Origin of the sequence: Ideonella sp. A 288 (genome assembly GCF_002198735.1) — a bacterium.
Taxonomy (GTDB): domain Bacteria; phylum Pseudomonadota; class Gammaproteobacteria; order Burkholderiales; family Burkholderiaceae_C; genus Pseudaquabacterium.
The window spans coordinates 1-13,608 of the sequence record NZ_MWLO01000045.1; the positions used below are offsets into that span (position 1 = coordinate 1).

Below are 13,608 nucleotides of genomic sequence, written 5' to 3' on the forward strand. Positions count from 1 at the left end.
GGTGGGCGGGGTCGTCACGGCGTCAGCGCGTCTACTGCCAGCAGGCCAAGGCTTGCAGCGCGGTGCGGCGCTGCCCGTCGCCCGACGCGCAGGGCAGTTCATGGCCGGGCAGGCGCAGGCCGTAGTTCACGCCCAGCCGGTCGGCGGCCAGCACCCAGGCGGCCAGGCGCGAGAGCTGCGCCTCGGTGTCGGGCAGGCCGCGCGGCAGGTCGAGCCAGAGCTCCTGGCTGGCGCTGGTGCTGGCGTCGCGGCTGACCAGTTCGTTGTTGCGGGCGACCTTCTTCCACACCACCTGGCGCATCGGGTCGCCGCGGCGGTAGGCGCGCACGCCCTCGAATTCGCCGCCGCTGCCGTGCTGCGCCGCATGGACGGCGCCAGGGGCCTGCTGCAGCGCGGGCAGCGCCTGCGCCGGCTGTTCGGGCCGCGGATAGACCAGCACCTCGGCGGCCGGCCGCCACACCGTCCAGGCGCGGAACAGGCCGAGCGGAAAGTTGGTCTCGGCCATGATGGTGGGCAGCAGGTGGCGGCCACGGCGCTGGGGCACGAAGCTGAGCCGGGCCGAGCCGGCGCCCAGGGCCGGCGCATCGACCCAGGCCATGCCCTTGTGCCCGGCGCGGTACAGCCCCAGGCCGAGGCCGTGGCGCTCGCGGCCCGGGTTGTCGAGCACGATGTCGATGGGCGCCGGCTCGCCGGCGAACACCGGCTGCGGGCTGCGCACGCGCAGGGTGAGTCCGCGCAGGTTGGCATGGGTCTGCTGCATGGCCACCAGGCCCGCGCCGCACAGCAGGAAGGTGAGCACGTAGCCGAGATTGAGTTGGTAGTTGATGGAGGTGAGCAGCATCACCACCAATGTCACCGCGAAGGCCCAGCCGGCGCGGGTGGGCAGGATGTAGATCGAGGATTGGGTCAGCGCCCAGCTGTCGCTGCGCGGCAGGCGGTTCTCGAGGTAGTTGCGGAACCTGTCCAGGATCATGGTGCGACGCTCAAGGGACGTCCGAGTGTCCGTCCGTCCGAACGGGCGACCGAACGGGCGTCCGACCCGCAGCCTCGCCGAAGGTTCACGGCAGGCCCACGGCCTCCACCATGGCCCGCACCTGCTCGACGCGGCCACGGCCGGCACTGGCCACCGGCACCAGGCGGTGCGCGGCGGTCTGCGGCAGGATCGCCTGCACATCGTCGGGGGCCACGTAGTCGCGCTGGGCCAGCAAGGCGCGGGCGCGTGCGGCGCGCAGGATGGCGATGCCGGCCCGCGGGCTGAGGCCTTCGACGAACCATTGGCCCGAGCGCGTGGCGGCGATCAGGGCCTGCAGGTAGTCGAGCAGGGCTTCCGACACGTGCACCTTCATGACCACCGCCTGGGCCTCGAGCAGTTCGGCCGGCGTCATGATGGCGCCGGCACGCTCGGCCGCGTGGCGCCGGTCCTCGCCGGCCAGCAGCGATCGCTCGGACAGGCGGTCGGGGTAGCCGAGCGTGATGCACATCAGGAAGCGGTCGAGCTGGCTCTCGGGCAGCGGGTAGGTGCCCAACTGGTCGGTGGGGTTCTGCGTGGCGATGACGAAGAAGGGGTGGGGCAGCGGGCGCGTGTCGTTCTCGACCGTGACCTGGTGCTCTTCCATCGCCTCGAGCAGCGCGCTCTGCGTCTTGGGCCCGGCGCGGTTGATTTCGTCGGCCAGCAGCACCTGCGTGAAGACCGGGCCCTGATGAAAGACAAAGGCCTCCTTGCTGCGTTCGTACACACTGACACCGACCAGGTCGGACGGCATCAGGTCGGCAGTGAACTGGACGCGCGAGAACTTCAGGCCCAGGGAAATGGCCAGTGCGTGCGCCAGCGTCGTCTTGCCCACGCCGGGTACGTCCTCGATCAACAGGTGGCCTCCGGCCAGCATGCAGGCGACGCAGTCCTCGATCTGTGACCGCTTGCCGACGATGATCGTGCTAATCTGGTCTGTGAGCCTTGTGAGACGCCGCGCAAGTTCTGGATCAGGCATGCGTGGCACGATATCCGAAAAGACCCTGAGCGAGACAATGTCCACCGCGTTCTACACACATGCCGAGTGCCGTTTGCACGATATGGGCGCCGGCCACCCCGAGTGCCCGCAACGCCTCGATGCCATCTCCGATCAACTGCTGTCGTCGGGCCTGGACATGGCCTTGCTGCACCGTGATGCACCGCTGGCCACGCTCGAGCAGATCGAGCGCGCGCACACGGCGCACTACGTGCTCCAGCTGAAGGATTTCCTCGAGCAGGTGCAGGAAAGCGGCGAGCCGCGTCACCTCGACATGGACACCGTGGCCTGCCCGGGCACCTGGCGGGCCGCGCTGCGCTCGGCCGGCGCTGCCATCGCGGCCACCGAGGCGGTGTTCCGCGGCGACGTGGTCAACGCGTTCTGCGCCGTGCGGCCGCCCGGCCACCACGCCACGCGCGACGAGACCATGGGCTTCTGCTTCTTCAACAACGTGGCCATCGGGGCGCGCCATGCGCTCGACGTGCTGGGTTGCGAGCGGGTGGCCATCATCGATTTCGACGTGCACCACGGCAACGGCACCGAAGACATCATTGCCGGCGACGACCGCATCCTGATGGCCAGCTTCTTCCAGCACCCGCTGTACCCCAACAGCGGCGCTGTGCCCATGGGCACCAACATGGTCAACGTGCCGATCCCTCCCTACACCCGGGGCATGGAGATCCGCGAGATCATCGACGCCATGTGGATGCCCCGGCTCGAGGAGTTCCGCCCCGAGATGGTCTTCATCTCGGCCGGTTTCGACGCCCACCGCGAAGACGATCTCGGGCAGCTCGGCCTAGTCGAGGCCGACTACGAGTGGATCACCCGCCGCCTCAAGGGCCTGGCCGACCGGCATTCGAAGGGCCGCATCGTCTCGGTGCTCGAGGGCGGCTATGCGCTCAGCGCGCTGGCGCGCAGCGTGGTGGCCCACGTGCGGGTGCTGGCCGACGTGTGAGCTGGCCGACGGGTGACCCGCACGATCCGTTGTCCGCAGCGCGGGCTGCCTTCGCCGGGCGTCTGACCGACCGATGTCGAGCCCCGATTCCTTGAACGATCTGCTGGCCGCCCTGCTGCGGCCCACGGCGCTGGCCGAACTCGGCGCGCTGGCCCTGTGCCTGGTCGGCGCCTATGCGGTGGTGCGCCTGCTCCACCGCGGTGAGACTGGCGGCGTGTGGTTCGGCGACCGCGGCTTCGATGGCGTGCTGTTCCCGCTGCTGGCCCTGGGCTTCGCCCTGGCGGCGCGCTGGACCTTGAAGTCGCAGCTGCCGCTGGCGGTGTTCAAGCTGGCCGTGCCCATCCTGGCCAGCCTGGCCGTCATCCGCGTCACGGTGCGGGTGCTGCACGTGGCCTTTCCCACGTCGCGCATCGTGCGCGCACTGGAGCGCACGGTGTCGTGGATGGTCTGGATCGTCCTGGTGCTGTGGCTCACCGACCTGCTGCCGCTGGTGCTGGCCGAGATGGAGGCGATCCAGTGGCACATCGCCGGCGCGCAGGTCAGCCTGCGCAGCCTGGTCGAGGGGGCGCTGTCGGCGGTGGTGGTGCTGGTGCTGGTGCTGTGGCTGTCGGCCACCATCGAGGCCCGCCTGCTGAAGGCCGACGGCGTGAACCTGTCGGTGCGCAAGATGGCGGCCAACGCCACGCGTGCCCTGCTGCTGCTGGTGGGCTTGCTGCTGGCGCTGTCCGCCGCCGGCATCCCGCTGGGGGCGTTGTCGGTGCTGGGCGGCGCGGTCGGCGTGGGCATCGGCCTGGGCCTGCAGAAGCTGGCCGCCAATTACGTGTCGGGTTTCGTGATCCTGGCCGAGCGCTCGCTGCGCATCGGCGACGTGGTGAAGGTGGACAACTTCGAGGGCCGCATCACCGACATCACCACCCGCTACACCGTGATCCGTGCCCAGAACGGCCGCGAATCGATCGTGCCGAACGAGTTGCTGATCACGCAGCGGGTCGAGAACTGCTCGTTCGCCGATCCCAAGGTGGCCATGACGACCACCGTGCAGGTGTCCTACGGCACCGACCTGTCGGCACTGATGCCCCGCATGGTGGCCGCGGTGGGGGTGGTGCCGCGCGTGCTGGACGACCCGGCACCGTCGGTGCAGCTCAGCCAGTTTGCCGCCGACGGCCTCGAGCTGACCATCGTGTTCTGGATCGCCGACATCGAGAACGGCCAGGGCAACGTGCGCAGCGACGTCAACCTGGCCGTGCTGGGCTTGCTGAACGCCCAGGGTGTCGAGATCCCGTTCCCGCAGCGGGTGATGCGGCAGCCCGGCTGAGCGTCTGCCGATGACGCGCGCTGGCCTGCCAGGCGCACCGTGGCGGCGCACCTTCCGCGGTGGGCCGAGCATTCCGACACACCCGCGCGCAGCGGCCTGCTGTGCACGCACCGCAAGTGTGCCGATGACCACCGCACCACAGTCCGAATGCCCCACGTGAACCTTGCGAGCCGATCGCTCGATGTCCTGCGCCTGATCGGGCGGGCTCTCGCGTGCGCGGTGGTCTTGTCGACCTGGGGCCTCACCGCTGCCGCCGCCGCGGGTGCGGTCGAACCGCTGCACCTGCGTGCGAACGAGCCGGTGGTCGACGCCTGGAAGGCCCTGCGGGTGCTGGCCGACCCTGAAGAGCGGCTGGACGCCACGGCGGCGAAGGCGGCCTTGTCTCGCTTCGAGCCACCGCAGACGCCCTATGCCAACCTCGGGCCACGGGCGGGGGCCACCTGGCTGCACCTGCCGGTGCAGATCGAGGCAGACGCGTCGCCGATCTGGTCGCTGCGGTTTCACTATGCCCTGCTGCACGACGTGCAGGTGAGGGTGTTCGATGCGTTCGGCCAGAGGGTGCACCTGGCGCAACTGGGTACCCTGGTGCCCTTTGCCGACCGGGAACAACGCACCCGCGGCCTGAGCACCTTGCTGCAGCTTCCGCCCGGGCAGCGCTTCGACGTGCTGGTGCGCGTGAAGACGCCCACGGCCACCCTGGTGCCGATCGCCCTGCTGCAGCAAAGCGCGCTGGGCGAGGAGGAATCCCGGGAGCAGGCGTTTCAGGGGCTGATGAGCGGCCTGTGGTTGTTCATGATCCTCTACAGCCTCGTCAACTGGGTGCAGCGTCGCGAGTCGCTGTTCCTGGCCTACTCTGGCGCACTGATCTCATCGTGGCTGTTCTCGCAGGCCGTGTACGGCACCGGACCGCAGTACCTCTGGCCCCACAGCAGTTGGTGGGCCGGGAACCTGCCGGCGCTGGTGCCCATGCTCATGGTGATGGCCAACGTGCACTTCTTCGTCGGCGCGCTGGACATGCCCTCGCACGCACCCAGGGCGGCCCGCGCCATGCGGGTCATCGGCGCGCTGGCGGCCCTGGGGGCGGTGCTGTTCATGCTGCAGGTGGTGCCCTACCGCGTGGCATCGGGCAGCAGCATGGTGCTGGTGATCGGGCATCTGGCGGTGGTGTTCCCGGTGATCCTGAAACGCGTTCGCGGCGGTGACCGCGCGGCGGCCTACCTGTTGATGGGCAGCACGATCTACATCGCCGGCGTCAGCCTGATGATCGCCCTGCTGCTCGGGTTCCTGCCGGTCACCTTCTTCACCCTGCATGCGGCGCAGTTCAGTTTTGCGGCCGAGATGGTGTGCTGGTTGATGGTGCTGGGCACCCGCCTCGAGCAACTGCGGCAGGCGGCCGCCGCGGCGCAGCACGAGCACGAGCACCTCCACCACCTGGCCCACACCGACGCTCTGACCGGACTGCGCAACCGCAGAGGTCTGCTGGAATGGCTGCAGGGTGCATCGGCCGACGGTCGCCGGTCCGCGCCGGGCCAGCGCCTGGCGGTGTTCATGCTGGACCTGGACGGGTTCAAGCTGGTGAACGATCGTTGGGGCCACGACACTGGCGACGAACTGCTGCGCCAGGCGGCGCAGCGCCTGACGCGTGCCGTGCGGCCCACCGACGTGGTGGCCCGCCTGGGCGGCGACGAGTTCGTCGTGGCGGTGTTCGGCCTTGGCGACGACGAGCGGGCCGACGCCATCGGGCAGAAGCTCCTGGCTCAGTTCCAGCAGCCCTTCAGCCTGGCCGACGACCGGACGGCGGCCGTGGGGGCCACCATCGGCTTCGCCATGGCCGGGTTGCCGCTGGACGACCCTGCCGACCTGCTGCAACGCGCCGACGCGGCGATGTACCGCGGCAAGCAGAGCGGCCGGAACACCCTGGTGGCGGCGCCGGCCTGACGCTGCCGCGTTGGGCGATCAGGCCACGGCCACCGGGATCTTGCCGATCTTCGCCTGCCATTCCTTCGGCCCGGTGTTGTGCACGCTGGTGCCGCTGGAATCGACCGCCACGGTGACCGGCATGTCCTTCACGTCGAACTCGTAGATGGCTTCCATGCCGAGGTCGGCGAAGCCCACCACCTTGGCGCCCTTGATGGCCTTGGCCACCAGGTAGGCGGCGCCGCCGACGGCCATCAGGTAGGCGCTCTTGTGCTTCTTGATGGCCTCGATGGCCGTGGGGCCGCGCTCGGCCTTGCCCACCATCGAGATCAGGCCGGTCTTGGCCAGCATCATCTCGGTGAACTTGTCCATGCGCGTGGCGGTGGTGGGGCCGGCCGGGCCGACCACCTCGTCGCGCACCGGGTCGACCGGGCCGACGTAGTAGATGACGCGGTTGGTGAAGTCCACCGGCAGCGGCTCGCCCTTGGCCAGCATGTCCTGGATGCGCTTGTGCGCGGCATCCCGGCCCGTGAGCATCTTGCCGTTGAGCAGCAGCGTGTCGCCGGGCTTCCAGCTGGCCACCTCGGCGGGGGTCAGCGTGTTCAGGTCGATGCGCTTGCTCTTGTTGTAGTCGGGCGCCCAGGTGACGTCGGGCCACAGGTCGAGCGACGGCGGCTCCATGAAGGCCGGGCCCGAGCCGTCGAGCACGAAATGGCCGTGGCGCGTGGCGGCGCAGTTGGGGATCATCGCGATCGGCTTGCTGGCCGCGTGCGTCGGGAAGGTCTTGATCTTCACGTCGAGCACGGTGGTCAGCCCACCCAGGCCCTGGGCGCCGATGCCCAGCGCATTGACCTTCTCGTAGAGCTCGATGCGCAGCTCTTCGAGCTTGTTCTGCGGGCCGCGGGCGAGCAGGTCGAACATGTCGATCTCGTCCATCAGCGATTCCTTGGCCAGCAGCACGGCCTTCTCGGCGGTGCCGCCGACGCCGATGCCCAGCATGCCCGGCGGGCACCAGCCGGCGCCCATGGTGGGCACGGTCTTGAGCACCCAGTCGACGATGTCGTCGCTGGGGTTGAGCATGTACATCTTGCTCTTGTTCTCGCTGCCGCCGCCCTTGGCCGCGACGGTGACGTCGAGCGTGCTGCCGGGTACCACTTCCATGTGGATGACGGCCGGCGTGTTGTCCTTGGTGTTCTTGCGGTCGAAGATGGGGTCGGACAGCACCGACGCGCGCAGCACGTTGTCGGGGTCGAGGTAGCCCTTGCGCACGCCGGCGTTCACCGCGTCGGCGATCGAGCCGGGGAAGCCCTCGAAGCGCACGTCCATGCCGATCTTCAGGAACACGTTGACGATGCCGGTGTCCTGGCAGATGGGCCGGCGGCCTTCGGCACACAGCTTGGAATTGGTGAGGATCTGCGCGATCGCGTCCTTGGCCGCCGGGCCCTGCTCGCGCTCGTAGGCTCGCGCCAGGTGGGCGATGAAGTCGGCCGGGTGGTAGTAACTGATGTACTGCAGGGCGGCGGCGACGCTGTCGACGAGATCGTCGTGGCGGATGGTCGTGGTCATGGCGGCAGGCGGTCAACAGGGGGGACTTCGAGTGTAGCCACGCGGCCTTCGGCAAGCCTGACATACGATGCAGCCTCGCCAGCCCACCCGGTCCCGCTCGGGGACTTCGCCATGGACGCCAAGACCGCACGCCCCGAAACCCTTGCCGCCCAGGCCATGGGCTGGATCGACGAGCGCACGCGGGCCATCACCCCGCCGATCCACGTCTCGTCGACCTACCTGCGCGACGAGGACAACCAGTACCGCTCCGGCCGCGTCTATGCCCGCGCCGACAACCCGGCCTTCGACCAGGCCGAGGCGCTGCTGTGCGCGCTGGAGCAGGGCGCGCAGGCGGCACTGTTCGCCTCGGGCATGGCCGCGGCCACGGCGGTGTTCCAGGCGCTGGCGCCGGGCGACCACGTGCTGGCGCCGAAGGTGATGTACTGGTCGCTGCGCAACTGGTTGATGACCTTCGCCACCTCGTGGGGCTTGCAGGTCGAGCTGATCGACATGACCGACCCAGCCGTGGTGCAGGCGGCGGTACGCCCCGGCAAGACCAAGCTGGTGTGGATCGAGACGCCGGCCAACCCGCTGTGGACGGTGACCGACATCGCCGCCACCGCCGACATCGCCCACCGCGCCGGCGCGGTGCTGGCGGTGGATTCCACCGTGGCCACGCCGGTGCTGTCGCAGCCGCTGGCACTGGGGGCCGATCTCGTCATGCACGCGGCCACGAAGTACCTCAACGGCCACTCCGACCTGATCGCCGGGGCGCTGGTCACGCGCGAGGACAACGAGCTGTGGCAGCGCATCCGCAAGGTGCGGGCGCAGATCGGCGGCACGCTGGGCTCGTTCGAGTCGTGGCTGCTGCTGCGCGGCATGCGCACGCTGCACCTGCGCGTGCGCGCGGCCACGCAGTCGGCGCAGCGCATCGCCGAGCACTTTGCGCAGCACCCGCAGGTGGCCGCGGTGCTGTACCCGGGCCTGCCCGGCGCGCCCGGCCACGCGGTGGCGGCGCGGCAGATGCACGGCGGCTTCGGCGGGATGATGTCGATCCGCGTGAAGGGGGGCCCTTCGGGAGGCGAGGCGGCCGCCATCGCCGTGGCCGCGCACACCGGGCTGTGGAAACGGGCCACCTCGCTGGGTGGCACCGAGAGCCTGATCGAGCACCGTGCCAGCGTCGAAGGGGCCGGCACGCCGGCGCCGGCCGACCTGCTGCGGCTGTCGGTGGGCATCGAATCGGTCGACGACCTGATCGCCGACCTCGAACAGGCGCTGGACCGGGCCCACCGCTGAGCGGCCCGGCATGGCGCTGATCCACGCCCTCGTCCATGATGCCGAGGCGATGGCCCGGCTTCGGCGCGACCTGCACGCGCACCCGGAACTGGGCTTCGAGGAACACCGCACCTCAGACCTGGTCGCGTCGCAACTGGCCGGCTGGGGCATCGAGGTGCACCGCGGCATGGCCCGCACTGGCGTCATCGGCGTGGTGCACGGTCGTGATGGCGGCGCGGGCGGCCGGGCCATCGGCCTGCGCGCCGACATGGATGCGCTGCCGGTGCGCGAGGAAAACACCTTCGCCCATGCCAGCACCACGCCCGGCACCATGCACGCCTGCGGCCACGATGGCCACACCGCGATGCTGCTGGCGGCGGCGCAGCACCTGGCCCGCACGCGCGATTTCGACGGCACCGTGGTGCTGATCTTCCAGCCCGCCGAAGAAGGCCGGGGCGGCGCGCAGGCGATGGTGGCCGAGGGCCTGTTCGAGCGCTTTCCGGTGGAGGCGGTGTTCGGCCTGCACAACTGGCCGGGCTACCCGGTGGGCTCGCTGGCGGTCAGCGCGGGGCCGGTGATGGCCGCGGCCAACACCTTCAGCGTCACCGTGCGCGGCCGCGGCGGCCATGCGGCCGCGCCGCACCTGGCCATCGACCCGGTGCCGGTGGCCTGCCAGATGGTGGCGGCCTTCCAGGCCATCGTCGCCCGCAACGTGCGGCCGATCGACACGGCCGTGGTCTCGGTGACGATGATCCACACGGGCGAGGCCACCAACGTCGTGCCCGACAGCTGCCGCCTCGAGGGCACGGTGCGGGTGTTCCGCCCCGAGGTGCTCGACCTGGTCGAACGCCGCATGCGCGAGATCGCCGAGCACACCTGCGTCGCGCACGGCGCCGGCTGCGAGTTCGAGTTCCAGCGCCGCGCACCGCCGGTGGTCAACCACGAACGCGAAGCGGCCTTCGCCGCCCAGGTGATCGCCGGCATCGTGGGGTCGGAGGGGGCCCGCGTGCAGGAGCCGAGCATGGCCTCGGAGGACTTTGCCTTCATGCTGCAGGCCAAGGCCGGCTGCTACGCCTTCATCGGCAATGGCGATGGCGCGCATCGGCACGCCGGCCACGGCATGGGCCCGTGCATGCTGCACAACCCCAGCTACGACTTCAACGACGCGCTGCTGCCACTGGGCGCCACCTACTGGGTGCGCCTGGCCGAGGCCTGGCTGGCCGAGCCGCGGCCATGACTTGAGATTCATCAGCCTTGCGGCGCTGCAGCAAGGCACAGTGGGTGGTCATGAGCATCCGAAACCTCGATTCCCTGTTCGATCCGGCCTCGGTGGCCGTGATCGGTGCGTCCGGCCGCGAGGGCAGCGTGGGCGCCCTGGTCTGGCGCAACCTGCGCGCGGCGGGCTTCGCAGGCCCCAGGTTCGCGGTGAACCCGCGGGCCCAGTGGATCGACGGCGACGAGGTGCACGCCTCGGTGGCCGCCTTGCCCGAGGCGCCCGAGCTGGCGGTGGTGTGCACGCCCCCGGCCGCCGTGCCCGGCGTGATCGCCGAACTGGCGGCGCGGGGCACGCGCGCAGCCGTGGTGCTGACGGCCGGGCTCGACCCCGTCCAGCGCCAGGCCATGCTCGATGCCGCGCGGCCCACGCTGCTGCGCATCCTGGGGCCCAACTGCATCGGGCTGCAGGTGCCGGGCATCGGCCTCGATGCCAGCTTCGCCCACACCTGCGCCCTGAAGGGCGAACTGGCCTTCGTGTCCCAGTCGGGGGCGCTGGTCACGGCGATGCTCGACTGGGCGCGCGGCCGCGGCATCGGCTTCTCGCAGGTGGTGTCGCTGGGCGAACATGCCGACGTCGACTTCGGCGACATGCTCGACTACCTGGCCAGCGACGCCAAGACGCGCGCCATCCTCCTGTACATCGAATCGGTGCAGTCGGCGCGCAAGTTCATGTCGGCCGCGCGGGCGGCGGCGCGCAACAAGCCAGTGATCGTGGTCAAGGCCGGCCGTTCGCAGCAGGGGCAGCGGGCGGCGGCGTCGCACACCGGGGCGTTGGCCGGCTCCGACCTGGTGCTCGACGCGGCCATCCGCCGTGCCGGCATGCTGCGCGTGGACACGCTGCAGGAACTGTTCTTCGCCGCCGAGACGCTGTCGCGCTGGCGCGGCAACCGCGCCGAGCGCCTGCTGGTGCTGACCAACGGCGGCGGTGCGGGGGTGATGGCGGCGGATGCCGCGGCCAAGGAAGGCATCGAGCTGGCCGAGATTGGCCCGGAGGCGATGGCCCGCCTCGACGCGGTGCTGCCGGCCAACTGGTCGCATGGCAACCCGGTGGACATCATCGGAGACGCGCCAGTAGATCGTTATGTGAACACCCTGGAGGCCTTGGAGGGCGATGCGGCGGCCGAGGCCGTGCTGTTCGTGCACGCGCCCACCGCCATCGTGCCCAGTGCCGAGATCGCCCGCGCCCTGGCGCCGCGGGCCAGCCGCCAACCGCCCCGCATGCTGGGTTGCTGGCTGGGCGGGCCGGCGGTGGAAGAGGCCGGCCGGATCTTCCACGACGCCGGCATCGCCTGCTACCCGACGCCCGAAGATGCGGTGCGCGCCTTCTCGATGCTGGTGGCCTACCGCCGCAACCAGGCGCAGTTGCTGGAGGCGCCGCCGGCCCGGGTGGCCGAGCAGGCCCCCGACCTGGCGGCCGTGCGCACGCTGGTGCAGGCGGCGCTGGCCGAGCAGCGCGAGTGGCTCAGCGAGCCCGAGGCCAAGGCCGTGCTCGAGGCCTGCGGCATCCCCGTGGCCAGCACGCGCACTGTGCCGGCCGATCCGCAGGCCGCGGTGGCGGCGGCGCGGTCGCTGGGCTACCCGGTGGCGCTGAAGATCCTGTCGCCGCAGATCACCCACAAGAGCGACGTCGGCGGCGTGGTGCTCGACCTCGAGGACGATGCTGCGGTGCGCGACGCGGTGCAGGCCGTGCTGCAGCGCGTGCGCGCCCGCCGACCCGATGCCCAGGTGGCGGGCTTCACCGTGCAAACGATGGTGCGCCGCGCCCATGCGCGCGAACTGATCGTGGGTGCATCGGTCGATGCGGTGTTCGGCCCGGTGATCCTCTTCGGCCAGGGCGGCGTGGCGGTGGAGGTGCTGGCCGACAGGGCCCTGGCGCTGCCGCCGCTGAACGCACCGCTGGCCCGCGCGCTGGTCGAGCGCACCCGCGTGTCGCGCCTGCTGGCCGCCTACCGCGACACGCCGGCGGCCGATGCGGCGGCCCTGACCCGGGTGCTGCTGGCGGTGTCGCAACTGCTGGCCGACCTGCCCGAGCTGGCCGAACTGGACATCAATCCGCTGCTCGTCGACGAGCGTGGCGCCGTGGCGCTGGACGCGCGCATCCGCCTGAGCGCGGCACGCCCGTCGGGTGCGGCGCACTTCGCGATCCAGCCATACCCGGCGCACGAGGTCGAGCCGCTCAGCTGGCAGGGCAGGGCGCTGACCCTGCGACCGATCCGGCCCGAGGACGAGGCCCAGCACCTCGAGTTCCTGGCGCACCTGGCGCCCGAGGACATCCGCATGCGCGTGTTCTACAGCCGCCGCAGCATCGAGCGCACCGAACTGGCCCGGCTGACCCAGGTGGACTACGCCCGGGAGGTGGCCTTCGTCGCGGTGGAGCAGGGCGCGGACGGCCAGGAGAAGACGCTGGGCGTCGCGCGTGCGGTGATCGACCCGGACAACATCGAGGCCGAGTTCGGCATCATCGTCCGCTCGGAACTGAAGGGTGCCGGACTCGGTGAACGGCTGATGGACAAGCTGATCCGCACCCTGCGCGGCCGCGGCACGCGCCGATTGACCGCCACCGTGCTGGTCGAGAATGCCCGCATGCTGGACCTTGCGCGTGAGCTCGGCTTCGTCCGCCAGGCCTCGCGGCCCGGCGAGGGCACCGTCGAGCTCAGCCTGGCGCTGTGAGGCGCCTTTCGGCGATCAGTGATCGCCGGCGGCCCCCGGCGGGTGCATGATGCGGTCGGACATCGCGATGGCCAGCGCCGAGAACAGGAAGGCGATGTGGATCACCGTCTGCCACAGCAGCACCTTCTCGGTGTAGTTGTCGGCGTTGATGAAGGTCTTGAGCAGGTGAATCGAGCTGATGCCGATGATCGCGGTGGCCAGCTTCACCTTCAGCACCGAGGCGTTCACCTGGTTCAGCCACTCCGGCTGGTCCGGATGGCCGTCGAGTCGCAGCCGAGAGACGAAGGTCTCGTAGCCGCCGATGATCACCATGATGAGCAGGTTGCTGATCATCACCACGTCGATCAGGGCCAGCACCACCAGCATCAGGATGGTCTCGTTGAGCGCCTTCACCGGCTCGTAGCCAACCACCGTCGTGCCGTCCGCTCCGAAGATGGCCATGGCCTTGTAGCCGGTGCTCTTCACCAGCATCGCCAGCGCCGTCTGGTTGCCGAAGGCCGCCTCGATCAGGTGGACCAGTTCGACCCAGAACTGGAAGACGTACACCGCCTGAGCCAGGATCAGGCCCACGTACAGCGGCAATTGCAGCCAGCGGCTGGCGAAGATGAGGTTCGGAAGCGGCGACAGCTTGATCTGGGGCGGTTGGGGCG

The 13,608-nt window shown here is 70.4% G+C and carries 10 protein-coding genes; 6 read left to right on the forward strand and 4 right to left on the reverse strand.

Features of this window, described 5'->3' with window-relative positions; all coding sequences use genetic code 11:
- Positions 1–31 precede the first annotated feature (31 nt).
- Complete coding sequence (locus EOINJALH_RS02240) at positions 32–973, reverse strand: DUF58 domain-containing protein (RefSeq protein WP_088278687.1); 942 nt, start codon at positions 971–973, stop codon at positions 32–34.
- An 85-nt stretch (positions 974–1,058) separates the two neighbouring features.
- Positions 1,059–1,988: a MoxR family ATPase gene (locus EOINJALH_RS02245; RefSeq protein WP_088278688.1), complete on the reverse strand. Its 930-nt coding sequence runs from the start codon at positions 1,986–1,988 to the stop codon at positions 1,059–1,061.
- A gap of 37 nt (positions 1,989–2,025) precedes the next feature.
- Here EOINJALH_RS02245 and EOINJALH_RS02250 point away from each other — a divergent pair, with 37 nt between their 5' ends.
- From EOINJALH_RS02250 to EOINJALH_RS02260, 3 genes are all read left to right on the forward strand, one after another.
- A complete protein-coding gene (locus tag EOINJALH_RS02250) occupies positions 2,026–2,961 on the forward strand; it encodes a histone deacetylase family protein (protein WP_088278689.1) in 936 nt (311 codons plus the stop codon).
- Positions 2,962–3,052: 91 nt separating this feature from the next.
- Positions 3,053–4,276: a mechanosensitive ion channel domain-containing protein gene (locus EOINJALH_RS02255; protein ID WP_310732248.1), complete on the forward strand. Its 1,224-nt coding sequence runs from the start codon at positions 3,053–3,055 to the stop codon at positions 4,274–4,276.
- A 156-nt stretch (positions 4,277–4,432) separates the two neighbouring features.
- Positions 4,433–6,214, forward strand: coding sequence for a diguanylate cyclase (locus tag EOINJALH_RS02260; RefSeq protein WP_158219620.1), 1,782 nt, complete (start codon positions 4,433–4,435; stop codon positions 6,212–6,214).
- A gap of 18 nt (positions 6,215–6,232) precedes the next feature.
- On the opposite strand, the gene EOINJALH_RS02265 is transcribed toward EOINJALH_RS02260, so the two are convergent.
- Entirely contained in the window at positions 6,233–7,759 is a 1,527-nt protein-coding gene (locus EOINJALH_RS02265) for a fumarate hydratase (RefSeq protein WP_088278692.1), read from the reverse strand.
- 111 nt (positions 7,760–7,870) lie between these two features.
- On the opposite strand from EOINJALH_RS02265, the gene EOINJALH_RS02270 reads away from it, so the two are divergent.
- The 3 genes from EOINJALH_RS02270 to EOINJALH_RS02280 are packed head-to-tail and all read left to right on the forward strand — an operon-like array spanning position 7,871 to position 12,958.
- The gene (locus tag EOINJALH_RS02270) at positions 7,871–9,034 is read left to right on the forward strand and encodes a PLP-dependent aspartate aminotransferase family protein (protein WP_088278693.1); all 1,164 of its coding nucleotides are present in this window, start codon (positions 7,871–7,873) and stop codon (positions 9,032–9,034) included.
- A 10-nt stretch (positions 9,035–9,044) separates the two neighbouring features.
- Complete coding sequence (locus EOINJALH_RS02275; protein WP_088278694.1) at positions 9,045–10,250, forward strand: M20 aminoacylase family protein; 1,206 nt, start codon at positions 9,045–9,047, stop codon at positions 10,248–10,250.
- A gap of 50 nt (positions 10,251–10,300) precedes the next feature.
- The gene (locus EOINJALH_RS02280) at positions 10,301–12,958 is read left to right on the forward strand and encodes a bifunctional acetate--CoA ligase family protein/GNAT family N-acetyltransferase (RefSeq protein WP_088278695.1); all 2,658 of its coding nucleotides are present in this window, start codon (positions 10,301–10,303) and stop codon (positions 12,956–12,958) included.
- 15 nt (positions 12,959–12,973) lie between these two features.
- Here the strand turns inward: EOINJALH_RS02280 and EOINJALH_RS02285 are convergent.
- On the reverse strand, positions 12,974–13,608 hold a 635-nt coding region (locus EOINJALH_RS02285; protein ID WP_404872725.1), incomplete at its 5' end, for a TIGR00645 family protein.